This is a genomic window from Kosakonia sp. H02, from assembly GCA_030704225.1.
Classification (GTDB): domain Bacteria; phylum Pseudomonadota; class Gammaproteobacteria; order Enterobacterales; family Enterobacteriaceae; genus Kosakonia.
In genome coordinates this window covers 304,666-329,096 of the sequence record CP131915.1, presented here as the reverse complement: position 1 = coordinate 329,096, position 24,431 = coordinate 304,666, and the positions used below count along the sequence as shown (strand labels likewise).

The 24,431-nt window shown below is 54.3% G+C and carries 22 protein-coding genes; 15 read left to right on the top strand and 7 right to left on the bottom strand.

Annotation, left to right across the window (positions count from 1 at the left end; translation table 11 throughout):
• Positions 1-121: 121 nt before the first annotated feature.
• The 8 genes from ynfE to osmV all read left to right on the top strand — a co-directional run bounded on the left by ynfE (position 122) and on the right by osmV (position 8,441).
• The gene (gene ynfE / locus Q5705_01645; GenBank protein WLI77294.1) at positions 122-2,560 is read left to right on the top strand and encodes a selenate/tellurate reductase subunit YnfE; all 2,439 of its coding nucleotides are present in this window, start codon (positions 122-124) and stop codon (positions 2,558-2,560) included.
• Positions 2,561-2,570: 10 nt separating this feature from the next.
• Entirely contained in the window at positions 2,571-3,188 is a 618-nt protein-coding gene (locus Q5705_01640; GenBank protein WLI77293.1) for a DMSO/selenate family reductase complex B subunit, read from the top strand.
• Position 3,189: 1 nt separating this feature from the next.
• Positions 3,190-4,044, top strand: coding sequence for a dimethyl sulfoxide reductase anchor subunit family protein (locus tag Q5705_01635; GenBank protein WLI77292.1), 855 nt, complete (start codon positions 3,190-3,192; stop codon positions 4,042-4,044).
• Between the two features lie 58 nt (positions 4,045-4,102).
• Positions 4,103-4,714: a Tat proofreading chaperone DmsD gene (gene dmsD / locus Q5705_01630; GenBank protein WLI77291.1), complete on the top strand. Its 612-nt coding sequence runs from the start codon at positions 4,103-4,105 to the stop codon at positions 4,712-4,714.
• Between the two features lie 288 nt (positions 4,715-5,002).
• Entirely contained in the window at positions 5,003-5,713 is a 711-nt protein-coding gene (osmY, locus tag Q5705_01625) for an osmoprotectant ABC transporter permease OsmY (GenBank protein ID WLI77290.1), read from the top strand.
• 20 nt (positions 5,714-5,733) lie between these two features.
• A complete protein-coding gene (gene osmX / locus Q5705_01620; protein WLI77289.1) occupies positions 5,734-6,636 on the top strand; it encodes an osmoprotectant ABC transporter substrate-binding protein OsmX in 903 nt (300 codons plus the stop codon).
• Between the two features lie 9 nt (positions 6,637-6,645).
• Positions 6,646-7,293, top strand: a complete 648-nt coding sequence (gene osmW, locus Q5705_01615; protein ID WLI77288.1) for an osmoprotectant ABC transporter permease OsmW — start codon at positions 6,646-6,648, stop codon at positions 7,291-7,293.
• Positions 7,293-8,441, top strand: a complete 1,149-nt coding sequence (gene osmV / locus Q5705_01610) for an osmoprotectant ABC transporter ATP-binding protein OsmV (GenBank protein WLI77287.1) — start codon at positions 7,293-7,295, stop codon at positions 8,439-8,441. The genes osmW and osmV overlap by 1 nt, the downstream gene beginning before the upstream one ends.
• A gap of 52 nt (positions 8,442-8,493) precedes the next feature.
• On the opposite strand, the gene bioD is transcribed toward osmV, so the two are convergent.
• The 3 genes from bioD to Q5705_01595 all read right to left on the bottom strand — a co-directional run bounded on the left by bioD (position 8,494) and on the right by Q5705_01595 (position 11,560).
• Positions 8,494-9,189, bottom strand: a complete 696-nt coding sequence (gene bioD / locus Q5705_01605; GenBank protein ID WLI77286.1) for a dethiobiotin synthase — start codon at positions 9,187-9,189, stop codon at positions 8,494-8,496.
• A 125-nt stretch (positions 9,190-9,314) separates the two neighbouring features.
• A complete protein-coding gene (gene mlc / locus Q5705_01600; protein WLI77285.1) occupies positions 9,315-10,535 on the bottom strand; it encodes a sugar metabolism global transcriptional regulator Mlc in 1,221 nt (406 codons plus the stop codon).
• 128 nt (positions 10,536-10,663) lie between these two features.
• Complete coding sequence (locus tag Q5705_01595; GenBank protein WLI77284.1) at positions 10,664-11,560, bottom strand: LysR family transcriptional regulator; 897 nt, start codon at positions 11,558-11,560, stop codon at positions 10,664-10,666.
• Positions 11,561-11,683: 123 nt separating this feature from the next.
• On the opposite strand from Q5705_01595, the gene Q5705_01590 reads away from it, so the two are divergent.
• On the top strand, positions 11,684-12,934 hold the full coding sequence (locus Q5705_01590) for an MFS transporter (protein WLI77283.1): 1,251 nt from the start codon (positions 11,684-11,686) through the stop codon (positions 12,932-12,934).
• A gap of 69 nt (positions 12,935-13,003) precedes the next feature.
• Here the strand turns inward: Q5705_01590 and Q5705_01585 are convergent, their stop codons facing one another.
• Positions 13,004-13,096 carry a KPN_01571 family protein gene (locus Q5705_01585; protein WLI77282.1) on the bottom strand — a complete coding sequence of 31 codons (93 nt, stop codon included), beginning with the start codon at positions 13,094-13,096 and terminating at the stop codon, positions 13,004-13,006.
• A gap of 133 nt (positions 13,097-13,229) precedes the next feature.
• On the opposite strand from Q5705_01585, the gene Q5705_01580 reads away from it, so the two are divergent.
• The 3 genes from Q5705_01580 to Q5705_01570 all read left to right on the top strand — a co-directional run bounded on the left by Q5705_01580 (position 13,230) and on the right by Q5705_01570 (position 16,324).
• Positions 13,230-14,708: a carboxypeptidase M32 gene (locus Q5705_01580; GenBank protein WLI77281.1), complete on the top strand. Its 1,479-nt coding sequence runs from the start codon at positions 13,230-13,232 to the stop codon at positions 14,706-14,708.
• A 163-nt stretch (positions 14,709-14,871) separates the two neighbouring features.
• Positions 14,872-15,210 (top strand): acid resistance repetitive basic protein Asr, encoded by a 339-nt coding sequence (asr, locus tag Q5705_01575; GenBank protein ID WLI77280.1) that lies wholly within the window; start codon positions 14,872-14,874, stop codon positions 15,208-15,210.
• 283 nt (positions 15,211-15,493) lie between these two features.
• On the top strand, positions 15,494-16,324 hold the full coding sequence (locus tag Q5705_01570; GenBank protein WLI77279.1) for a serine protease: 831 nt from the start codon (positions 15,494-15,496) through the stop codon (positions 16,322-16,324).
• A gap of 1 nt (position 16,325) precedes the next feature.
• On the opposite strand, the gene Q5705_01565 is transcribed toward Q5705_01570, so the two are convergent.
• Both Q5705_01565 and Q5705_01560 read right to left on the bottom strand, forming a co-directional pair.
• Positions 16,326-18,488, bottom strand: coding sequence for a bifunctional diguanylate cyclase/phosphodiesterase (locus Q5705_01565; protein WLI77278.1), 2,163 nt, complete (start codon positions 18,486-18,488; stop codon positions 16,326-16,328).
• A gap of 151 nt (positions 18,489-18,639) precedes the next feature.
• On the bottom strand, positions 18,640-19,710 hold the full coding sequence (locus Q5705_01560; protein WLI77277.1) for an AI-2E family transporter: 1,071 nt from the start codon (positions 19,708-19,710) through the stop codon (positions 18,640-18,642).
• 12 nt (positions 19,711-19,722) lie between these two features.
• Here Q5705_01560 and Q5705_01555 point away from each other — a divergent pair, with 12 nt between their 5' ends.
• The 3 genes from Q5705_01555 to umuC all read left to right on the top strand — a co-directional run bounded on the left by Q5705_01555 (position 19,723) and on the right by umuC (position 23,691).
• Complete coding sequence (locus Q5705_01555; GenBank protein ID WLI77276.1) at positions 19,723-21,861, top strand: hypothetical protein; 2,139 nt, start codon at positions 19,723-19,725, stop codon at positions 21,859-21,861.
• A 212-nt stretch (positions 21,862-22,073) separates the two neighbouring features.
• Positions 22,074-22,454, top strand: coding sequence for a translesion error-prone DNA polymerase V autoproteolytic subunit (gene umuD / locus Q5705_01550; GenBank protein WLI77275.1), 381 nt, complete (start codon positions 22,074-22,076; stop codon positions 22,452-22,454).
• Complete coding sequence (gene umuC, locus Q5705_01545; protein ID WLI77274.1) at positions 22,438-23,691, top strand: translesion error-prone DNA polymerase V subunit UmuC; 1,254 nt, start codon at positions 22,438-22,440, stop codon at positions 23,689-23,691. The genes umuD and umuC overlap by 17 nt, the downstream gene beginning before the upstream one ends.
• Here the strand turns inward: umuC and smrA are convergent.
• Positions 23,688-24,251, bottom strand: coding sequence for a DNA endonuclease SmrA (gene smrA / locus Q5705_01540; GenBank protein ID WLI77273.1), 564 nt, complete (start codon positions 24,249-24,251; stop codon positions 23,688-23,690). The two genes, umuC and smrA, sit on opposite strands and share 4 nt — an antisense overlap.
• Positions 24,252-24,431: the final 180 nt, after the last annotated feature.

Below are 24,431 nucleotides of genomic sequence, written 5' to 3'. Positions count from 1 at the left end.
CCTCTATTTGATCAAGCTTAAGATTCTTCTACTCCCTAATGATTAAGATACCGTCATCATTAGCCTGCTTCTAATTCGGGCAGGTAAGATTTTTTAATTATAAATAATAATGGAGTGAGCTATGTCCGAAGCAGAACACAGCGGAGGGATCAGCCGCCGAACGCTGGTGAAATCCACCGCGTTAGGGTCGCTGGCGCTGGCAGCAGGCAGTTTTTCTCTCCCGTTTGGCATGCGCTCCGCCGCTGCCGCAGTACAACAGGCGATGCAGCCCGCGCCGGATAAAGTGGTGTGGGGAGCCTGTTCGGTAAACTGTGGTAGCCGCTGCGCATTGCGTTTGCATGTGCGCGACGACGAAGTCTACTGGGTAGAAACCGACAACACTGGCGAGGATATTTACGGCAATCACCAGGTTCGCGCCTGTTTGCGCGGGCGCTCTATTCGCCGACGCATCAATCACCCGGATCGCCTTAACTACCCGATGAAACGCGTGGGTAAACGCGGCGAAGGCAAGTTTGAGCGCATCACCTGGGATGAAGCTCTCGATACCATTGCCAACAGCCTGAAAGGCGTGGTGCAAAAATACGGTAACGAAGCGGTTTACATTAACTACTCATCCGGCATTGTCGGCGGCAACATTACCCGCTCTTCCCCTTCCGCCTCTATCATCGCCCGCCTGATGGCGATGTACGGCGGCTTTCTCAATCAGTACGGCACATACAGCACCGCACAAATCGCCTGCGCCATGCCCTACACCTATGGCTCCAACGAAGGCAACAGCACCTCGGATATCGAAAACACCAAACTGGTGGTGATGTTCGGTAATAACCCGGCGGAAACCCGCATGAGCGGCGGCGGCATCACTTATTTTCTGGAACAGGCGCGCGAGCGCTCCAATGCACGGATGATTGTCATTGACCCGCGTTATACCGACACCGCCGCCGGGCGTGAAGATGAATGGGTGCCGATTCGTCCCGGCACTGATGCCGCATTAGTCGCCGGTATGGCCTGGGTCCTGATCAACGAAAATCTCGTTGACCAGCCATTCCTCGATAAATATTGCGTCGGCTACGATGAAAAAACTCTGCCCGCCGATGCGCCCGCCAACGGTCACTACAAAGCGTATATTCTCGGCCAGGGCGATGACGGCATTGCGAAAACACCGCAGTGGGCGTCGCACATCACCGGGATTCCCGCCGATAAGATCATCAAACTGGCGCGTGAAATTGGCACTGCCAAACCAGCTTATATCTGCCAGGGCTGGGGGCCGCAACGCCAGGCAAACGGCGAGCTGACCTCCCGCGCCATTGCTATGCTGCCAATCCTCACGGGCAACGTTGGCATTAACGGCGGCAACAGCGGCGCGCGTGAATCCACTTACACCATCACCATTGAACGTATGCCGATGCCGGCGAACCCGGTGAAAACGTCCATCTCCTGTTTCACCTGGACGGATGCCATTGACCACGGCCCGGAAATGACCGCAACGCGCGATGGTGTACGCGGCAAAGATAAGCTCGATGTGCCCATTAAGTTCATCTGGAACTATGCCGGTAACACCATTACCAACCAGCATGGCGATATCAACCACACCCATGACGTTCTGCAAGATGACAGCAAGTGCGAAATGATTGTGGTGATTGAGAATTTCATGACCTCTTCAGCGATGTATGCCGACATTCTGCTGCCGGATTTGATGACCGTCGAACAGGAAGACATCATTCCGAACGATTATGCCGGGAACATGGGCTACCTGATTTTCCTCCAGCCGGTAACGGCACCGAAATTCGAGCGTAAAGGCATTTACTGGATAACCAGCGAAATCGCCCGCCGCCTCGGGCCGGATATTTATCAGCAGTTCACCGAAGGCCGCACGCAAGAAGAGTGGCTGAAGTATCTGTACGCCAAAATGGTGGACAAAGATCCGCAACTGCCCTCCTATGAAGAGCTGAAAGCGATGGGCATTTATAAGCGCAAAGATCCGAACGGCCATTTTGTCGCCTATAAAAAATTCCGCGACGACCCCGAAGCCAACCCGCTGAAAACGCCGTCCGGCAAAATTGAGGTTTACTCCAGCAAACTGGCGAACATTGCCAGCACCTGGGAGCTGCAAAAAGACGAAGTGATAAGCCCGCTACCGGTGTATGCCTCCACCTTTGAAGGCTGGGACGATCCGGCGCGCGAGAAATTCCCGCTGCAACTTTTCGGTTTTCACTATAAAGCCCGCACGCACTCCAGCTACGGCAACATTGATGTGCTGAAAGAGGCTTGCCGTCAGGAAGTGTGGATCAACCCGATTGATGCCGAGCGGCGCGGTATCGCCCACGGCGATATGGTGCGCGTGTTCAACGATCGCGGCGAAGTGCGCATTGCGGCCAAAGTGACGCCGCGCATTATGCCGGGCGTCAGCGCCATGGGTCAGGGAGCGTGGCATCAGGCCAATATGGACGGCGATCGCGTCGATCATGGCGGCTGTATGAATACGCTGACCACGCACCGTCCTTCGCCGCTGGCGAAAGGTAATCCGCAGCACACCAACCTGGTCGATATTCAAAAGGTTTGAGGAGTAACCGATGACAACCCAGTATGGATTTTTTATTGATTCCGCCCGGTGCACCGGTTGTAAAACCTGCGAACTGGCCTGTAAAGATTACAAAGACTTATCCCCGGATGTCAGTTTCCGCCGCGTGTACGAATACGCCGGAGGCAACTGGCAGGAAGATAACGGCATCTGGCATCAGAACGTCTTTGCCTACTATCTCTCCATCTCCTGTAACCATTGCGAAGATCCGGCCTGCACCAAAGTATGTCCGAGTGGCGCCATGCATAAGCGCGAAGACGGCTTTGTAGTGGTGGACGAAGATGTCTGCATCGGCTGTCGCTACTGCCATATGGCCTGCCCGTACGGCGCGCCGCAATACAATGCGGCAAAAGGCCATATGACCAAGTGCGACGGCTGCCACGATCGCGTCGCGGACGGTAAAAAACCGATCTGCGTCGAGTCCTGCCCGCTGCGCGCGCTGGACTTTGGCCCGATCGAGGAGTTGCGTAAAAAACACGGCACGCTTGCTGCTGTTGCGCCCTTCCCGGCGGCGCACTTTACCAAGCCGAATATTGTCATCAAACCCAACGCCAATAGCCGCCCGACGGGAGATACCACCGGCTACCTGGCAAATCCTCAGGAGGTGTGACATGGGAAACGGATGGCATGAATGGCCGCTGGTTCTGTTTACGGTGCTCGGCCAGTGCGTGGCGGGCGGATTGATTGTTACTGGCCTGGTGTGGATGACCAGCCAGGACGATCGCGTGGGTCAGGTGCGCATTGTCCGCAGCCAGTTTTTCCTCTGGGTGCTGATGGGCATTGGCTTTATCGCCTCGATGATGCACCTCGGCTCGCCGCTGCGTGCGTTTAACTCCCTTAACCGCATCGGTGCATCATCGCTGAGTAACGAAATCGCCGCCGGTTCGCTGTTTTTCGCCGTCGGTGGCTTCTGGTGGCTGCTGAGCTGGCTCGGCAAAATGCCTGCCGCGCTGGGCCGCACCTGGCTGATTGTCAGCATGGTGCTCGGCGTGCTGTTTGTCTGGGCGATGACGCGGGTTTATCAGATTGATACCGTGCCAACCTGGCATAACGGCTATACCACTGCCGCGTTCTTCCTGACCATGCTGACGGGCGGGCCGTTGCTGGCGGCGCTGCTGCTGCGCCTGGCCGGAATGCGCTTTCCGGCGTCCCGCTTTGCGGCGATCAGCATTGCCGCGCTGGTGGCGAGTATTGCAGTGGTGATGTTGCAAAGCATGCAGCTTGGCGAAACCCATAGCTCAGTGCAACAGGCAGTGGCATTAGTACCGGATTACGGCCTGTTGCAGGTTGTACGTCTGGTGCTGGTGGCGCTCGGTCTGGGCTGCTGGATCTGCCCGCTGGTGATGCGCAGGCAACCGCAGATAACCAGCCTGCTGGCGGGCGTCGTGCTGGTGACCGCCGGGGAGTTGATTGGACGCGGCCTGTTTTATGGGCTGCATATGACTGTTGGCGTCGCCGTTGCTTAATGATGTTGTTTGCCGGAGGATGGCTTTGCCCCCCTCCGGCAATTTTTCGGGATAAACCATGACTGTACAAACCCGCGAATCCTTTATTTTTACCGCCCGCGTACTGGGTGCGCTGTTTTACTATCCGCCGGATAGCGAGACGTGCGCGCCGCTGGTGGCCGCATTTACGCAAAATGAGTGGATGGAACACTGGCCGCTGGCGCAAAACGACCTGGCACCCCTGGCTAAGAGTTTTGCGGCGCATAGCGATGAGCCGCTAAAAAATGCCTGGCAACGCCTGTTTATTGGCCCGTGGGCATTGCCCGCACCGCCGTGGGGGTCGGTCTGGCTGGATAAAGAAAGCGTATTGTTTGGCGATTCGACCCTGGCGCTACGCCAGTGGATGCGCGATAACAATATCGCGTTTGAAACCCGGCAAAACGAGCCGGAAGATCACATCGGCACCCTGCTGCTGCTGGCAGCCTGGTTGGCGGAGCAAGGCAATACACAGGCCTGCGATCAACTGCTGGCCTGGCATTTGCTGCCGTGGTCTGGCCGTTTTCTCAGTGAACTGCGCGATAATGCGCAGCACCCTTTCTGGCAGGCACTGGCCGGGCTGACTCAGCTTACGCTGGCGCAATGGCAATCCCATCTGTTGATTCCCGTGGCACAAAAACCGCTGTTTCGTTAACCCCTTTTCCCGGCGAAACGCGCCGGGATAATTTATCTGCGCAATTTTATTAGTGACGGTGTCACTTCACATCTTCTCTTTTAAGACAATTCTTTACATTTTCCTGACAGCCGTTACGCCATAAGGGTTACCTCTTTTCAGACAGTTTACGCTTCGCTTAAAAAACACGGCCTTAAACTGGAATCCTTCCCGGGCGCTTGCTATAGCTCAATCCACCCTGCCGAACATGGCATAACAACACGCAACGCTTCGTTGCCATAACGCATGCAAACAGGGAGACACACTGCAATGCACACATCCATGCTTACCCGCGCACTGTTATTTATCGCCGGGATTGTCGTTGTTCTGGCATTAATTACCTGGGGCGTTGGCCTGGAGACGATCAAAGCTCGCCAGGTCGATTTGGTTTATCTCGGGCAACAGCACCTGATTCTGGTGTTCAGCTCCATGTTCTTTGCTCTGCTGGTGGGGATCCCGAGCGGTATCGCCCTGAGCCGCCCCGCTGCGCGCGGCGTCGCGGAATACGTGATGCAAATCTTTAACGTCGGTAACACGCTGCCACCGCTGGCGGTACTGGCGCTGGCGATGGTGGTTATCGGTATCGGCGATACGCCAGCGATTATCGCGCTGTTCCTCGCCTCGCTGCTGCCCATCGTGCGTAACACGTATGCCGGACTTTGCTCGGTTCCCTCGTCGCTTATGGAGGCGGCGAACGGCATCGGCATGACCAAATGGCAGCGTCTGCGCCAGGTAGAAATCCCCAATGCGTTACCGGTTATTCTCTCCGGCGTACGTATTGCAACGGCGATTAATGTCGGTACCGCGCCGCTGGCGTTCCTGATTGGAGCCAGCAGCTACGGCGAACTGATTTTCCCTGGCATCTATTTGAACGACTTCCCGACGTTGATTTTAGGCGCGGCCGCCACGGCGCTGTTCGCCCTGATCCTCGACACTTTGCTGGCGGCGCTGGGCCGCTTCCTGAGCCCGCACACGGCCTGATAACAATACGAGGGAACGCAATGAAACGACTCACCCAACTGCTGGGCTGCCTTGCCGCTGCGGCGCTGTTTTCCGCCAGCGCCCACGCCGCGCCGCTGATCCTGGCGACCAAGAGTTTTACCGAGCAACACATTCTTTCCGCCCTGACGGTGCAGTATCTGCAAAAGAGAGGGTTTCAGGTCCAGCCGCAAACCAATATCGCCACGGTTATCTCCCGCAATGCGATGATCAATAAACAGATTGATATGACATGGGAGTACACCGGTACATCACTGATTATTTTTAACCACATTAATAAACGCATGACGCCGGAAGAGTCTTACGAGACGGTGAAACGCCTCGATGCGAAACACGGTTTGATATGGCTGAAACCGGCGGACATGAACAACACTTACGCGTTCGCCATGCAGCGCAAACGTGCCGAAGCGGAACATATCACCACCATGTCGCAAATGGTGGCGAAGATTGAACAGATCCGCAAAACCGACCCGAAAAACAACTGGCTGCTGGGGCTGGATCTGGAGTTTGCCGGGCGCAGCGACGGCATGAAGCCGTTGCAGCAAGCCTACGGTATGGAGCTGGATCGCCCGCAAATTCGTCAGATGGACCCCGGACTGGTCTATAACGCCATTCGCGACGGCTTTGTCGATGCCGGGCTGGTATACACCACCGATGGCCGCCTGAAAGGGTTCGATTTGAAAACCCTGGAAGATGATAAAGGCTTTTTCCCGAGCTACGCGGTAACGCCAGTGGTGCGTAAAGATACGCTGGAGGCCAATCCGGGTTTAGAAGAGGCGCTGAATACGCTTACCGGGCAGTTGAATAACGAGGTGATTATTTCCCTTAACGCCAAAGTCGATATCGATCACCAGACGCCGCAGCAGGTCGCCCGCGACTTTCTGCGTGAGAAAGGGTTGCTGTAAGGAGAGCCTATGGACACGATTCATTACATGATGGAAAACGCGGGCTATCTGGCGAGCCTCACCTTCCAGCACCTGTGGCTGGTGCTGCTGGCGGTCGGGCTGGCGATTGTTATTGGCGTACCGCTGGGCATTTTAATTGTTCGCCATAAATGGCTGGCGACACCGGTGTTGAGCCTGGCGACATTAGTGCTGACTATCCCGTCGATTGCCCTGTTCGGGCTAATGATCCCGCTGTTTTCGCTGGTCGGCCACGGTATTGGTGCCCTGCCCGCCATCACGGCGGTGTTTCTCTACTCGCTGCTGCCGATTGTGCGTAACACCCATACCGCGCTGGACAACTTGCCGCCCGGTCTGCGTGAAGCGGGTCGTGGCATCGGCATGACCTTCTGGCAACGCCTGCGCTGGGTGGAGATCCCGATGGCGCTGCCGGTGATTTTTGGCGGTATTCGTACCGCAGTAGTGATGAATATTGGCGTGATGGCGATTGCCGCCGTGATCGGCGCAGGCGGCCTGGGGCTGCTGTTGCTGAACGGCATCGGCGGCAGCGACATCCGTATGTTAATTGCCGGGGCGTTGATGATTTGCTTGCTGGCTATTGTGCTCGACTGGTTATTGCACCGCTTACAAATTGTGCTGACGCCGAAGGGGATTCGATAATGATTACACTGGAAAATCTGACCAAACAATTTACACAGAAAAACGGCCAGACCTTTAAAGCCGTCGACAATGTCAATCTGACTGTGCCGGAAGGTGAAATGTGCGTCCTGCTCGGCCCGTCCGGCTGTGGCAAAACCACGACGCTTAAGATGATTAACCGCCTGATTGCGCCAAGCAGCGGCACGATTTTAATCAACGGCAAAGACACCAACGAGATGGATACCGTGACTCTGCGTCGCAATATCGGTTATGTCATTCAGCAAATCGGTCTGTTTCCCAATATGACCATTGAAGAGAACATTACCGTGGTGCCGCGCATGCTGGGCTGGGATAAAGCACGCTGTAAAAGCCGCGCCGAAGAGTTGATGGAGATGGTGGCGATGGATGCGAAAAAATTCCTGCATCGCTATCCGCGTGAGATGTCCGGCGGCCAGCAGCAGCGTATTGGTGTGATCCGCGCGCTGGCAGCGGATCCGCCGGTATTGCTGATGGATGAACCGTTCGGCGCAGTCGACCCGATCAACCGTGAAGTTATTCAGAACCAGTTCCTCGAGATGCAGCGTAAGCTGAAAAAGACGGTGATGCTGGTGAGCCACGATATTGACGAAGCGCTGAAGCTTGGCGATCGCATCGCGGTGTTCCGCCAGGGGCGCATCGTTCAGTGCGCCAGCCCTGATGAGCTGCTGGCGAAACCGGCGAATGAATTTGTCGGCTCCTTTGTCGGCCAGGACCGCACATTGAAACGCCTGTTGCTGGTTTCCGCTGGTGACGTGACCGATCAACAGCCAACCATTACTGTGCGCGAATCGACTGCTGCGGCCGAAGCCTATGCGTTAATGGATGATAACGATATGCGCGCGGTGACAGTGGTGGATAGCGCGGGCAAACCGTTGGGCTTTGTTAAACGTCGTGAAGCGAAAAACGCCGCTGGCGATTGCGCCGGCTTGCTGCACCCGTTCCGTATTACCGGCAAAGCCGAAGACAACCTGCGCGTGGTGCTTTCGCGACTTTATGAAAGCAACACCAGCTGGATGCCGATCGTCGATGAAGAGGGTCGTTATAACGGCGAGATTTCGCAGGATTATATTGCGGAATATTTAAGCTCCGGCAAAACACGCCGGGTGCTGAATATTCATAGCGAGAGTTAATGCCATGCAGGCCGGATGGTGGCTGCGCCTTATCCGGTCTGCAAAGAGAATGTCAGGCCAGTACGCGGTCGGCGACTAACATACCGGTTGCCATTTGCAGATTAATGTATTGCGCTAAATCGCGCTGTTCCGGGCGTGGCAGGTACGGCAGTTCGCCAATCAGCGGTGCGGGCAGCTTTTTGCTCAATACGTTGATGATTTCGGCATAGTGCGCAAGGCCGGGATTGATGCGGTTTGCCACCCAACCAATCAGCGGCAGGCCGTCACTGGCTATCGCCTGCGCGGTCAGCAGCGCATGGTTGAGGCACCCTTCCTGGATCCCCACCACCATCAGCACCGCCATCTGTTCCTGCACGACCCATTCGGAAAGCGGACGTAAATCGTTCATCAGGCTGCGCCAGCCGCCGGTTCCTTCCACCACCACATGATCAACCTGCTCGCAGAGCGAGGCCAGACCGTTGGAAAGTAAAGTGTAATTGATAGGACAACTGTGCGCGACGCTGCTCTCGTCTTCACTTAATGCGATGGGATTGATGGCTTTGTAAGGCAAATCAAGCGAGGAAACGCTTTGCAGCACCAGCGCGTCTTTATTACGCAGCCCTTCCGGCGTCGCTTTACTCCCTTTTGCAACAGGCTTATAACCTGCCACCGTTTTACCGCTGGCAGCCAGCGCCTGAAGGAGCGCGCGGGACGCCACTGTCTTCCCGACAGAAGTGTCTGTACCCGTTACAAAGAAACGCTTAAGCATATATAACTCCACCGTTAAGCAACGAAAATATAAACCAGGAAAATAATTTAGTGCAGAAAGTCTACGGGAAGTGATGAGTGGTCAGTTTGAGATAGCGCAATTTTTATGGTGACAGTGTAAAAATGTTAACCCTGCAACAAACGGATAAGCAAAGATCCGTTATACATCGCGTCTTTTACTAGCGCGGCACCCGCCATCGTTCCCTGATTAGTGAACTGCGTACTCTCAACGGAAATATGCTTACTGTAGGCGGGTAATGCCTGCTGGCGAATACAGTCACTAATGGCAGGAAAAAGCACGTCCGCCGCGCTGCTGAGCGGGGAGCCAATCAATATTTTTTGCGGGTTGAACAAATTCACCATGATTGCCAGGATGCGCCCGACATTTGCCCCGACGCCACTGATAATATCTTTCGCCAGCAGATCGCCCTGCTGCGCCGCCTGGCAGAGCCACTCCACCGTCAGCGGTTGTTGATGCAGCATCGAACTCATCGACTGGCTCATGCGCAATTGCGCCAGCTCCAGCACACTCTCAACGCTTGCAATCGTCTCCAGGCAGCCGTGGTTACCGCAATAACAGCGCTTACCGTACGGATCCACCTGTGTATGACCAATCTCCACCAGGCTGCTGCTGCCCGCGTGCAATAAGCGCCCATCGGTGATGACGCCCGCGCCGACGTTATGGTCAATCACCACCTGAATCACATCCCGCGCGCCGCGCGATGCGCCAAACAGCGCTTCGGCCATCGTCCAGGCGCTAATGTCGTGCTGCACGTAAACCGGCACGCCGGTGTGCTTTTCCAGCGCTTCACCCAGCGGCATATCTTTCACATCTTCATAAAATGGCATGCGGTGGATAATGCCATTTTCGGTATCAATGATGCCGGGCAGCGTAATCGCAATGGCGGTCAGGCGTTCGAGTTTGTTCTGGTGACGGGTAAAAAAACGGTCAATATGATCAATGATGCGCTCAAGCAGCGGCTGCGGGTCGGTTAGCGGCAGTTCAAGGCGGTCTTCCACCACCAGTTTGCTGCTCAGATCGCGCAGGGAGAGAAAGATTTCCTCCCGACTGATGCGCAGCGAGAGATAGTGCCAGGCTTCGGTTTCCACCACCAGCCCAACGGCCGGGCGGCCACGGCTACCCGGATCCTGAATTTCCGTTTCCTGCACCAGATGGGCTTCCAGCATTTCGCGCACGATCTTGGTGATGCTTGCCGGAGCCAGTTGTGCCAGGCGGGACAGGTCGATGCGCGATACCGGGCCAAGCTGATCAATAAGACGATACACCGCCCCTGCGTTGGTTTGCTTTATTTGATCAATATGCCCAGGCTGACTATCAGCAACCACCTCTGTCTCCCTTATTTTCGCGCTTCGAAATAAACGTTCGGCTATGGTGAAACACTTCCTTGCCGTCGTCAAATATTTACCCCGGCTTGTGATTTACCGCACATTTTGCAATGACTTATGCGCAAAATTCACCCGCCTGCGGCATCCAGTAACTGCTCTTTAAAACGAGCGGCCGCCATTCCCTGTTCATGATGTTTCGACCACACCAGCCACATTTCAGATACGGCTTCCGGTTCGATTATCGGTATCCAGCGCATTTCATTTAGCTGCACGCGGTGAAAGGAGGCCGGAAGAATCGACACGCCGAGGCCTGCCGCCACCAGCCCGATAATCGTCATCGCCTCGCCCACTTCCTGGGTGATAGTCGGCGATAACTGGTAGCGGCGCATTAAGCCAAGAATTTCGTCATACAGGCCGGTGCCGACATGGGGATCAAAGAAAACAAACGGCTCCTGCGCCAGCTCTACCAGCGACACGGCGGAACGCGCCGCCAGCGGGTGGTGTTGATGGATCATCGCCAGCAGCGGTTCGCGCAGAATAACTTCCCATGCCAGCGTGTCGGGCAGCGGCGTGTTGCGCATCAACCCCAGATCCAGCGCGCCTTCGTTAAGCGGCGCAATCTGCTCGCGGGTATTGATCTCCCGCGTCTGGATATGCACATCGGGATAACGCTGGCGAAACGAGGAGAGCGTGTCGGACACCGCCTTGATAAAAGGCGCGGAGGAGGTAAAGCCAATGCGCAGCTCGCCGGTTTCCCCTTGATGAAGCCGAACGGCGCGGGCCGCGGCGTCATCCACCAGGCTTAAGACCTGTCGGCTGTCAGCAAGAAATTGTTTGCCGGCGGGCGTCAGAGAAACGCTACGGTTAGTGCGGGCCAGCAAACGCGCGCCGACCTGCTGTTCGAGGATCTGTATTTGCTGGCTCAGGGGCGGCTGCGAAATATTCAGCCGCGCGGCGGCGTGTCCAAAATGGAGTTCTTCGGCAACGGCAATAAAGTAGCGCAAATGGCGCAGTTCGATATTCATATCATATCTATAAAGTATTATTTGAGATTATTAATATATTAGACAGAATATTTCGCCTTTCATACCCTTACGGCGTGGTAAGTCCGTCACCGAAACGACGGGCAGGTAACGTAAGGATCTCAAGTGAGTCGTACAACAACCGTTGACATCGAGCCGGCAAGCGTGGTCAACGAAAAACCAGTCGCTATGCCGGGACAATTTATTAAGCGTGGTACACCCCAATTTATGCGCGTCACGCTGGCGCTTTTTTCCGCCGGGTTGGCGACGTTCGCCCTGCTCTATTGCGTCCAGCCGATTTTGCCGGTGCTCTCCCATGAGTTCGGCGTTTCCCCGGCGAGCAGCAGTATTTCTCTCTCTATTTCCACCGCGATGCTGGCGATTGGTCTGCTGTTTACCGGGCCACTCTCCGATGCCATCGGGCGCAAAAAAGTGATGGTCACCGCGCTGCTACTGGCCTCCTGCTGCACATTATTGTCGACGATGATGACCAGCTGGCACGGCATTCTGGTGATGCGTGCACTGATGGGATTATCACTGAGCGGCGTGGCGGCAGTCGGGATGACCTATTTAAGCGAAGAGATCCACCCGAGTTTTGTCGCCTTCTCGATGGGCTTGTATATCAGCGGCAACTCCATCGGCGGTATGAGCGGGCGCTTGCTCAGCGGCGTGTTTACCGATTTTTTCAACTGGCGTATCGCGCTGGCGGTGATTGGTTGCTTTGCGCTGGCTTCGGCGCTGATGTTCTGGAAAATCCTGCCGGAATCGCGCCATTTCCGCCCGACCGCGCTGCGCCCGAAAACGATGTTTATCAATTTCCGCCTGCACTGGCGCGACAAAGGCCTGCCGTTGCTGTTCCTGGAAGGCTTCTTGCTGATGGGTTCGTTCGTGACGCTGTTTAACTATATTGGTTATCGCCTGATGCAATCCCCGTGGATGCTGAGCCAGGCGGTGGTTGGTTTGCTGTCGCTGGCCTATTTAACCGGCACCTGGAGTTCACCCAAAGCAGGCGCGATGACCAGCAAATACGGGCGCGGCCCGGTAATGATTGGTTCCACCAGCATGATGCTGCTGGGCTTATTGCTGACGCTGCTCTCTTCCCTGTGGCTTATTTTCGCTGGCATGTTGCTGTTTACCGCCGGATTCTTTGCCGCGCACTCCGTTGCCAGTAGCTGGATTGGCCCGCGCGCTAAGCGTGCCAAAGGCCAGGCTTCTTCACTTTATCTGTTCAGCTATTATCTGGGGTCGAGCGTTGCCGGGACACTAGGCGGCGTGTTCTGGCACAGCTACGGCTGGAACGGTGTCGGTGGGTTTATTGCAGCGATGCTGGTGATTGCGGTTTTAGTGGGCAGCAGGCTACACGCGCGCCTGCATTAATGCGTGCGCGATAAGAAGATAATGCCCTGCATCTGCGGGGCTTTTTTATTGGCGTTATGCGGGTCTGGGTTAAAAGAGCGCTAAAACGGAGGCCGCACCCAGTAATTCCCGCACGGCGTCTAGCGCCATCAGACCAAAGATCACCCAAACGAAAGGATTCATGGTTTTTTGCTGTGCTGTGTGGTTATTGGTTATGTGAATTTGTTTTTTATTATGGTACAGATTTTCAGCTAAACCGCAGAGCTACTATTTTTAAGCGGTGATGTTAATAAAACGCTACAAAATCAGAGGCATTATGGATACGCAAAACTACCACCACCTCACCCGCACGTTTCTGCGCCTGTCGCGCTTTTCGCACCTTGCCGCCATTGCCAGTTGGGATATGTTCGCCATGATGCCGCCGGGCGGCAGCGCCGCGCGCGGTGAAGCGCTGGCAGAACTGAGTGTGCTGCGCCATCAAATTTTGACCGATAAACAGGTAGGCCAGTGGATTGCGGGCGCACAGCAAGAAGATCTGAATGACATTGAGCAAGCCAACCTGCGTGAAATGCAGCGCCATTATGAGGAAGCTGCGCTGCTGCCGGAAGCGTTAGTGGAAGCTCAGTCGCTGGCGGGCAGCAAATGCGAACACGCCTGGCGCACCCAGCGTCCGGCGAATGACTGGGCAGGCTTCTCCGCCAATCTGAAAGAGGTGGTCAAACTTGCCCGCGAAGAGGCAAAACTGCGCGCGGCGGCGAAAGGCTGTTCACCTTACGATGCGCTGCTCGATAAATTCGAGCCGGATATGACCAGCGCCCGCCTCGATGAACTGTTTGGCGACGTAAAATCCTGGCTGCCGGATCTGCTAAATCAGGCGGTGGCAAAGCAGGAGGCGCTTATTGCACCACAAGGCCCTTTCCCCATCGCCGCCCAACGCGAGTTGGGGCTACAAGCCATGCAGGTATTGGGTTTTGACTTTAACGGCGGTCGACTGGATGTCAGCGCCCATCCTTTCTGCGGTGGCGTGCCGGAAGATGTGCGCATCACCACCCGTTACGACGAAAACGAACTGTTAAGCGCGTTGTTCGGCGTGGTGCATGAAACCGGTCATGCCCGCTACGAGCAAAACCTGCCGCGTAACTGGCCGGGGCAGCCGATCGCGCTGGCGCGTTCTACCGCCATTCATGAATCCCAGAGTCTGTTCTTTGAAATGCAGCTTGGGCGCAGCGATGCCTTCCTGCGCCGCCTGCAACCAGCAATCGTTGCGCGTTTTGGTATGCAACCGGCATTTGAAGAGAGCAACTTTATCGCCTGGAACCAGCGCGTAAAACCAGGGTATATCCGCGTTGATGCTGACGAAGTGAGCTACCCGGCACATGTCATCCTGCGCTATGAAATTGAGCGCGCACTGATCGACGGCGAGATTGAAGTGGATGACATTCCGGCGCTGTGGAATGAAAAAATGCAGGCCTGGCTGGGGCTCTCTACCGAAGGCAATTACCGCAATGGCTGTATGCAGGACATTCACTGGACCGATGGCGGCTTTGGTTACTTCCCTTCTTACACCCTCGGCGCGATGTACGCTGCGCAACTTTTCCACGCCGCGCGCGTCGCCTTACCGGATCTTGATGCGTCGATCGCCGACGGGGATTTCACCGCCCTGTTCGACTGGCTGCGGCAGAATATCTGGCAGCACGGCAGCCGCTTTAGCACCGCGCAGTTAATTGCCAATGCCACCGGCGAAGCGTTGAACGCCGACTATTTCCGCCAGCACCTTACCCGTCGCTATCTGTGACAAACCCGCGCCGGAATCCGTTTCCGGCGCATTACCTCACCTTTGTACATTCCGTTACACGCCGATACCAATCACTCACGGAAACGCTTTTTTTACAGGGATATAGTGCTTTCAACGGCCCCGCAGTGGGGTTGAATGAAGAAACCAATTCGAGGATATCGGAATGAAAAAAGTATTAGCTCTGGTTGTTGCCGCTGCTATGGGTCTGTCTTCTGTTGCATTTGCTGCTGATACCGCTGCCACCTCTCAGGCTCCGGCTGCTGCACCTGCGGCAACTACCGCTGCTCCGGCTGCAACGGCTACCAAAGCGGCTCCGGCGAAAAAAGTACACAAAAAACACAAAAAAGCGGCTGAACAGAAAGCTCAGGCTGCAAAAATGAAAAAACACCACAAAAAAGCCGCCGCTAAACCGGCTGTAGAGCAGAAAGCTCAGGCTGCGAAAAAACACAAAAAACACGTTAAACACACGGCGACCAAACCGGCTGCTCAACCGGCTGCATAAGTCACGTGTCTGTAACCGGCGTTCGTTGTCAGAACGCCGTGATAAAGTTCGGCGCTGAACCCTTCGGGTGAAGCGCCGTTTTTCTCTGGAGGCCAGATGATGCTGCGACGTTATCGTTTTGAAGTGATTCTGATGATGCTAATCCTCTGTGCACTTATCGCCCTCCGTTTCTACCTTTACTGATGTAGCACGCTGATTTTATTCTCACTTTCTTCGCGTCCCGTCTATATTTAATAACCTGGGCTTACGTTTAATAATCATAATTCCCCCACCCGAGTGTGATATGCGAAAAACTGTTGTGCTGTTGCTGGGACCGCTGCTTTTGTTTTCCGCTGTTGGGTATGCTGACGATGGCGATGATGACGCGGTAAGCGCCCGCGATGTGAAAACGCTTTTTTTTGGTCATGATGACCGCGTACGCGTGGCTACGCCGACAAGAGCGCCGTGGGACGCTATCGGCCAACTGGAAACCGCCAGCGGCAACCTGTGCACCGCAACACTGATTTCCCCGCACCTCGCCTTAACCGCCGGACACTGCCTGTTAACCCCGCCGGGCGGCAAAGCCGATAAAGCCATCGCGCTGCGTTTTGTGTCGCAAAAAGGGAGCTGGCGCTATGAAATTCACGGTATTGAAGGTCGTGTTGACGCCTCGCTGGGCCATCGACTAAAGCCCGACGGCGACGGCTGGATTGTTCCCTCTTCTGCCGCCTCCTGGGATTTTGGTCTGATCGTTCTGCGTTATCCGCCGTCCGGCATTACGCCGCTGCCGATTTTTACCGGCGATAAAGACGAACTCACCGCGGCGCTGAAGGCCGCCAATCGGAAAGTGACGCAGGCGGGCTACCCGGAAGATCATCTTGATAGCTTGTTCAGCCACCAGGATTGCATTGTCACCGGCTGGGCGCAAAACAGCGTCCTGTCGCACCAGTGCGATACCCTGCCTGGCGACAGTGGCTCGCCGCTGATGTTAGAAACCGATGCGGGTTGGCAACTGATTGCGGTGCAAAGTTCGGCCCCGGCAGCGAAAGACCGCTGGCGCGCTGATAACCGCGCGATTGCCGTGACCGGTTTTCGTGACAAACTGGAAGCGCTGGCGCAAGAGCCTGACGAATAACTTAACCCTGGCGGCGAATCGGTAATTGCAAAATTGTGTTCAGCGGCATCGGCGGGCTAAAGTAGTAGCCCTGCAAATGGTCGCAACCGGCCTGTTGTAACAGCTTCATCTGCTGCTCATTTTCCACCCCTTCGGCCACCACCTGCATACCCAGCGCACTGGCAATGCGAATGGTGCCGCTCACCAGCGCCGATGCCTGTTCATCCTCATCCACCAGCCCGGCCAGCGATTTGTCGATTTTGATGGTGTCGAAATTAAAGCGCCGCAGATAACCAATACTCGAATAGCCGGTACCAAAATCATCCAGCGCGACCGCCGTGCCCAGCGCTTTTAAGTTGGCGATGGCCGCACGCGCTCGCTCCGGGTTTTCCAGCACGTAGGTTTCCGTCACTTCCAGTTGTAAGCGGTGCGGCGGGAAAAGGCAGGTTTCCAGTACCCTTGCGACTTTGTCTTCAAATTCCGGATCGCGAAACTGCGCCGGTGAAATGTTCACCGACAGTTTAAGGTTGTCTATTTGCTGCAAATCGCTACAGGCGCGACGCAAGACAAATTGCCCCAGCGCGTAGATAAGCCCGCTGGTTTCGGCGATGGGGATAAACTCGTCCGGTTTCAGTTCCCCGTCCGGGCGACGCGGCCAGCGCGCCAGCGCCTCGACGCCTGTCATTATCTGCGTGCGGGCATCGACAATCGGTTGATACCAGACATCAAACTCCTTACGCTCCAGCCCTTCGCGGATATCATTTTCGATCCGCAATTGCCGCTCACGAACGCTATTTAGCGCAGCATCGTAGTGGGTCATGCGCGCTTTGCCGCGCATTTTCGAGTGATACATGGCGATATCGGCGCGGCGAAATAACTCGGAGCTGGAGCACTCCACCAGCGAGCCACTGGCAATACCAATGCTGGCGCTAATATGGAGGGTGCGTTTGCCGATGCGCACCGGCGCCTGGAAATAGTGCAACACGCTTTTCGCGAAATCGGCGGCTTTTTCCACCGACCACGGCCCGCTCAGGGTCATGGCAAATTCATCGCCACCCATGCGCGCCAGCATCCCGTCGGTGGGGACTTTATCGCGCAGGGTTTGCGCAATAGTCACAATCAGCCGATCGCCAACGTCATGACCATAAATATCATTGACGTCTTTAAACCCATCGAGATCGATAAACACCACGCTTATCAGATCCGCCCTGCCTGACGCGCTCCACTGCGCTAATTGTTCAATCAACGCGCGCCGGTTAGGTAAACGGCTTAGCCAGTCGGTCAGGGCAATGTCGCGCGCCATTTTTTCCCCTTTCGCCAGCTTGTAAAGCCCCGCGCTGCTGAGCACGATAAACAGCAAGATCAAGCCGGAAGCCAGCATGGCAATCTGGCGAATCGTGTCCGCCGCCGCGTCTGCCGCCTCAGCGCCTGGCAAATGCGGCGACCAGCTCAGATAGCCTAATAATTCCCCCGCCGAGCCGCGCAACGGTACGCTGGACTCCCCTCCTTTTTGCCCCGACAGCCGCAGATGCTGAATTTGAAAGGTATTGCCGAGATCGCGCAGCAATCCGGCATTGAGATGGCGGGTGATCACCAGATAGCGGCGGGTGTTATCGTGCCCTTCAAGCTGCCCCGTGGTCGGGCGAATAAGGCCAATACTGACAAAGGCAACGCCCTGGCGCGTGCGGGTAATACCGGCAACGATCGCTTTTCCTTGCTGGAGCGGCTGCGCATGGTTACGGATGAGTGCCGCAAGCCCGTCACCGAAAAAGGCGAGGTTACGCTCGTTAAACGGTTCACTGCGAAACGCGCCCCACAGCACCGCGAAATGCTCATCCAGCACAAACGTGCCGTCATAGAGATTATCCACTTTGAAACCCGCGCCCCAGGTGTTGTACAGCCAGTCGGTATCCAGCGACGGGCGATAGGCGACGCGCGCCGCTTCGTCCCAGACCGCATTATCTTCTACCAGCGATCGCGTGCGGTTGACCGACGTCTGGATAGCGCCCTTGATCGAGAGCGCGGTGCGGTGTTCATCAATTTCATTGGCTTTGGTGCTGATTAAATGCAGGGAAAGATAAAGCAGCGCGACGACGGAGATAATGAGCCCTATTCCCGCCAAAAAAACCATCACAAATAGCGTTCTTGCTGTGGGGAGATTGCGCCAGCTTAACGGATTGAGCATCGACGACCCTTACTGGTGTCCCGTAACGTTTGTCATTGTCCTTTAAGCGTAATACAGCCAGCAAATTTCGTTGCCCGCAATCGCGGGCAATGTCACATCATGCGAGTTTTATCAACAGCATACCGACAATGAGCAATACCAGCCCGGCAGTCTATTTTTGTTGTTCCTTAAGCGCATTGGCCCGCGCTTCCGCCAGCAAATTCCATGAGGAGATAAACAACGCGGCAATCATCGGCCCCAGCACAAAACCGTTAATGCCAAAGAACTGCAAACCGCCGAGTGTGGTCAGCAGAACCAGGTAATCTGGCAAACGGGTATCTTTGCCCACCAGCAACGGGCGCAAAATATTATCTGCCAGCCCCACCACGATCACGAAGAACAGCGTCAGCAGTATCGCCGTCATCAGTTCGCCCGTGGAGTAGAGGAAAATCACCGCCGGAACCCAGACAATCGCGGTGCCGACAGCGGGTATCAGCGACAGAAATGCCATTAACGCGGCCCACAACAGGCTGCCATTAAAACCGGCAAACCAAAAACCAATGCCGCCCAGGGCGCCCTGCACCAGCGCCACCACCAGCGTACCTTTTACCGTCGCGCGTGCGACCCCGGCAAATTTCAGGAACAGACGGCGTTTGATGGTCGCCGACAGCGGCATAACCTCGTAGATCTTACTTACCAGATACGCGCCATCTTTCAGTAAAAAGAACAGCAGATAAACCATCAAACAGAAGCTGATAGTGATCCCGAGCGTACCTTTACCGATAAGCAACGCGCTGCCCGCCAGATAGCGCCCGACGCCCAGCGCCACGCCGGAGAGTTTTTCACGAATTGACGTTACCGAGTCAAAATCATTCTCACGCAGCGCGTTTTTTGCCCACTCCGGCAGGTGAGCTATTCCGTTGCTCAACAGCTGCGGCAGGTCGGTGGCATTGGTTTGCAGCCGCTGGTAGAGGCTGTTGATCTCCACGGCAAGGGATGAAAGCACAATCATCATCGGGATAAATACCAGCACGCAGATCAGCAGCACGGTTATCAGCGACGCGATGCTGTTGCGCCCGCGTAATAGCACAGACAGACGTTTGCGCAGCGGATAAAAGATCAGCGCCAGGATCACCGCCCAGATAATGGCGGAGTAGTACGGCTGGATAAGGCTGAAAAACGCCACACTTACCAGTAATAACAAAACGATAAAGAAGAAGTTGTTGCTTTTGAGTGTCGTCATGCGGGCCGTCCAATGGGTACATTGCCCCTAAGTGTAGTGGCTTACCCATTGATTGTAAAAGCTTTACCCCCTCGCCTGCGCCAGCTAAAGAGTGCAGTATATGCCGCATCCCCCCTTTATTTCGGCATATCGATCAATTGCCTGGCTTGCTATAATCGTCGCCCGCCGCAAAAACATATTTTTATGATGTATCTACCTTGCGTTAACGATAAAGGAGCTGTCGAAATGCCAAACAGTAGTAAACCAAGAAAAAAGAAAACATCAAAAACCAAAGCAAAATCCAATACAAACCCCATACAAACGCTACCCGAATATTACTCCGTGACTTTTTTACACGTTACAGAAACTCACGTGGAGAATATGCAAAAAGAAACCAATCAGGCCAGAGCAGCATTAATCTCACCTTATCAAGAAAAAATTAAAAGAGACCAGGATACGCTCCTTACCGGTGATGAAGCATGGGATACACTTCACCCACTAATGGAAATTATTGAAGAAAAAATTAAGGATATTATCAGCAAACACTCTCTATTTTTTTGGTTCCATTTATACCGCCGTGTTGCACCGCAAAGTATTGCTGAAGAATATGAAAAGAGTGATGCGGGAACTATATCCACTGTTCGCCTGGTGCTTGAAACCGCCTTTTTTAAATATGCAAAAAGCTTTGGCGATGATATTTGTTTATCAAACACCCTTTCAGAAAAAGAGGTGCTGGGCGGATATTTTTATGAAGCTCACAGTAAAGGTGGAATGACACCAGATACTATTAAAAAAGTATGGGAATTATATCAATCCCAACCACAATGGGTATTAAAAGAGTACTCACCGGACATTCAGAAAAGCATCTATATCCTTGAAGGCTATGCTTATGAATACTGGCGCGTGACGGCAAAAATGCGTGCAATCAGTAAAGGAGTAGCATTACATGTAGATAGAAATGGCGCATGGCGTGAAGCCAGAACAAAAGAACAGGATGCGCTGATTCTCAGTTACGATCGCCGGTTGGATAAGGGCAAACACTATCTGAGTACCGCCAAAGGGCTGCCCAGTTTTGTCGCTACGAAAAAAGATGGTACGCAATCTTATATCTTTTGTTTACAGTATAATTATGACCGCCACCCGTTCAGGGAGTTTATTAGTGAAAATAATCCCTTCAAAGATCAGATAACAAATTTTGTTCCTGCGCTCATTAATACAGATAATTTTATTAATGCGCACAATAGCTTAATTGAGCCGTTTTTTAAGAGAATGGGATTTACCTTAAGGTCCTTACTATTATTTTTGCAGGCCTTATCATACCAGCACATATTATATCGAGGGCAAACGTCCCATCCCGCTCAGGATGAAGTCATCCGTGTCTGGTCGACACTGCAACGAGCCTATACGGCCACCTCGCGCTCGCCTGAAGAGTTAAACAATGAATTAATAAGATTATTAAGCCTCACCTCAACAGAGGTGGACTATATCAATGATGTTACGCCAGCGAATTTTTTACGTATCTGCGAGTACCTTACATTAAGTGAAGAAAAAAAAGAGCGGCTTTCACTTTGGTCTTACGGCCCCCGCCCTGTTATTTTCCATCATGGCGATATCTCGGTTATCGATTTAGGTGGAATACTTACATTCCTCAGCAATCTCTTTTTTGGCATTCGGGAAAATGCCCAACAGCGAGGCCTGGATTTTGAGGAACTGCTGCGCACTGAGATCGAACAGCAAGGTTATGACTTACTTCCGGTACGCTTCCTGCGCCGTCCCGATGAAAAATATCGTGAGACCGATCTGGCAATACGTATCGGTAATAACTTAGTGCTGTGCGACTGCCGTACATCAGAAAGGCCACTTGACTGGATAATAGGCAAGCCTTCCGTCATTGAAAAACGGAATAAGCTGATGCAGGAGAAAATTGAAAAAGTCCTTAGCATCAAAGAGTTTGTTTGTGAGAACTTGCCTATTTTGAATGGTGATTATTCCTGGGTACAGAGCGTCATATCGCTTGGTGTTGTGACTGAAGTCGAATGGATCGACTCACAAGAAGAACGGTACTGGCTTGATAAAGATAACGATCTCCCTGTTTTGATGAGTATCCAGGAGCTTCTGGATTTTCTGGAAAAGTTGAAAGCACAAGCAGACGCATCGCGCAATATCCGCTAACACCGCCTATCCAAAACGTTACAGAGGCCAGGTTGTGGCCTCTGTTTTCCTTTCCGTCCCCCGTCTTACAGCGACAAGCGGATAGGCTACAAGCAAAAAATTTCTCCTTATCTCAGGATCTTTCAATGATCCTGACGTTCAGGACTTGATCATTCTGTGCGAACAACGATACTGTATTTATATACAGTAATAATAAAAGATTCAGACACATTATGACTACCAGCGCCTTTCCCAGCCCGGCTGCGGATTATATCGAAGATGCGATCGACCTGGTCAGAAGCTTGATCGCCCACCCGTCAGCCACCTATGTGATGCGGGCATCGAGCGATGCCATGTGCGAAGCGGCGATCCTGCCTGGGTCGTTGCTGTTGGTGGATACCAGCCTGCAACCCGGCGATGGCGATATTGTCGTTGCCAGGCTGCTAAGCGGCTTTACGGTTAAGCGCCTGCGTATGCGCCCTTACCCACAGCTGGTGGCGGATAACCCCGCTTACCCGGTGGTGAAAATCAATGAAGAGGAAGGCGCACATATTGTGGGCGTCGTGACTACCATTATTACGATGCCGGCCCGCCATCATGTACGCCCTCGTTGATGTGAACTCTTTTTATACCAGTTGCGAAACCGTCTGGCGGCCGGATTTAACCGGCAAGCCGGTGGTAGTGTTATCCAATAATGACGGCTGCGTGATTTCGCGTTCGCCGGAAGCGAAAGCGCTCGGCATCACGATGGCGGAACCTTATTTCAAACAAAAAGAGCTCATGCAGCGTCACGGCGTGGCGGTGTTCAGCAGCAACTACGCGTTGTATGGCGATATGAGCCACCGGGTAATGACCCTGCTGGAAGAGATGTGTCCGGGCGTGGACATGTACAGCATTGATGAAGCATTTGTTGATTTGACCGGCATTCCACACCTTAAAGCGTTTGGACACACCATTCGCAGCGCCATTTACCAGCGCACCATGCTTACCGTTGGGGTGGGTATCGCCCCGACCAAGACGCTGGCGAAACTGGCGAACCACGCCGCCAAGAAGTGGCCCGTTCACTCGCGTGGCGTGGTGGATTTGTCGCGCCAGGCGAGCCAACTCAGGCTGATGGCTGCCCTGCCGGTGGATGACGTGTGGGGAATTGGCCATCGGCTGAGCAAAAGGTTGAGCGCAATGGGGATTGATACCGTACTCAAGCTGGCGCAGAGCGATCTGTGGTTTATCCGTAAAAACTTCAGCGTGGTGCTGGAGCGGACGGTACGCGAGCTGCGCGGTGAACCCTGCCTGGGTTTTTCTGAATTTGCCCCGGCCAGGAACGAAATCATCAGTTCCCGCTCCTTTGGTCAGCGCATCAGCGATTACGCCTCAGTGCGCGAAGGGATTTGCACCTGGGCGGCAAGGGCTGCTGAGAAATTACGCACCGAGCATCAATATTGCCGCTATGTCGGGGCCTTTATTAAGAGCAGCCCCCACGATGATGATGAACCTTATTACAGCAACAATGCAGGAATATATTTACTTACTCCAACCCATGACACACGCGATATTATTGCTGCCGCTACGCGTAGCCTGGATATTATCTGGAAGCAAGGTCCGCGATATCAAAAAGCGGGCGTCATGCTGGGCGATTTTTACAGCAAAGGCGTCGCACAACTTAATTTATTTGATGAATTTTCTCCACGCGGAAATAGCGAATCGCTAATGAAAGTGATGGACACGCTGAACAAGAAAGGAAACAAATTATGGTTTGCGGGCCAGGGGGTAACGCCAGGCTGGACGATGAAGCGCTCCCTGCTCTCGCCCGCCTGGACCACCCGCCTGGATGATGTTCCCCTTGCCGGTTAGCGGCTGCGCTTGGCGTGCCGCTCCCAGTTCTCGTGCTTTGCCTGCTCGGATTTGCGCAGAGCAACATAGCAGGCACCGCTGCCGCCGTGGTGCGGTAAGGCGGAACAAAAGGCCTGCACATCCTCAAATTCCGGCAACCAGCGCGCCAGGTAACTGCGCACAATATTGGCGTGCGAATTGTCCTCGCGCCCTTTGCCGTGAATGATCAGCACATTGCGCAGGCCATCCTGCCGGGACTGATGCATAAAGCGAAACACTAACTGTCGGCACTGCTCCACTGGCTGGCGCAGGAGGTTCAGGCTCGCCTGCTGGGTGTATTTACCCAATCGCAGCTTATCAAGCACGCCGATTTGCAGCCCTTCGCGCTTGAATTCCAGCGGCGTATCAAGGGGAATAATGTCGAGGAAGCCCGTGGTTAAAAAGTTATCGAGTTGCAGGGTATCGACGCGCTGCAACGTGCGGGGTTTGTGGCCCGGATGCCAGTGCACATCGGCACTGCGCTTCAGGGGTTGGACATCCTCCATGGCGTCAAGGAACAGGGATTTGTCGTCAGGGTTCATGGGGCAGTCCTCCAGCTACTTCTGCTCACGTACTATAGCTGGCGTGGGGCGAGTGCTCAATGGTTAGCGCAGATTAACCTTTTACCGGCTAAGGGTTCAAAAAGATAACCGCTCCAGGCCGATACTCATATCCTAAATTTCAGTTAATTATCGTGAAACCAATCACCAATTTCGGCTGGA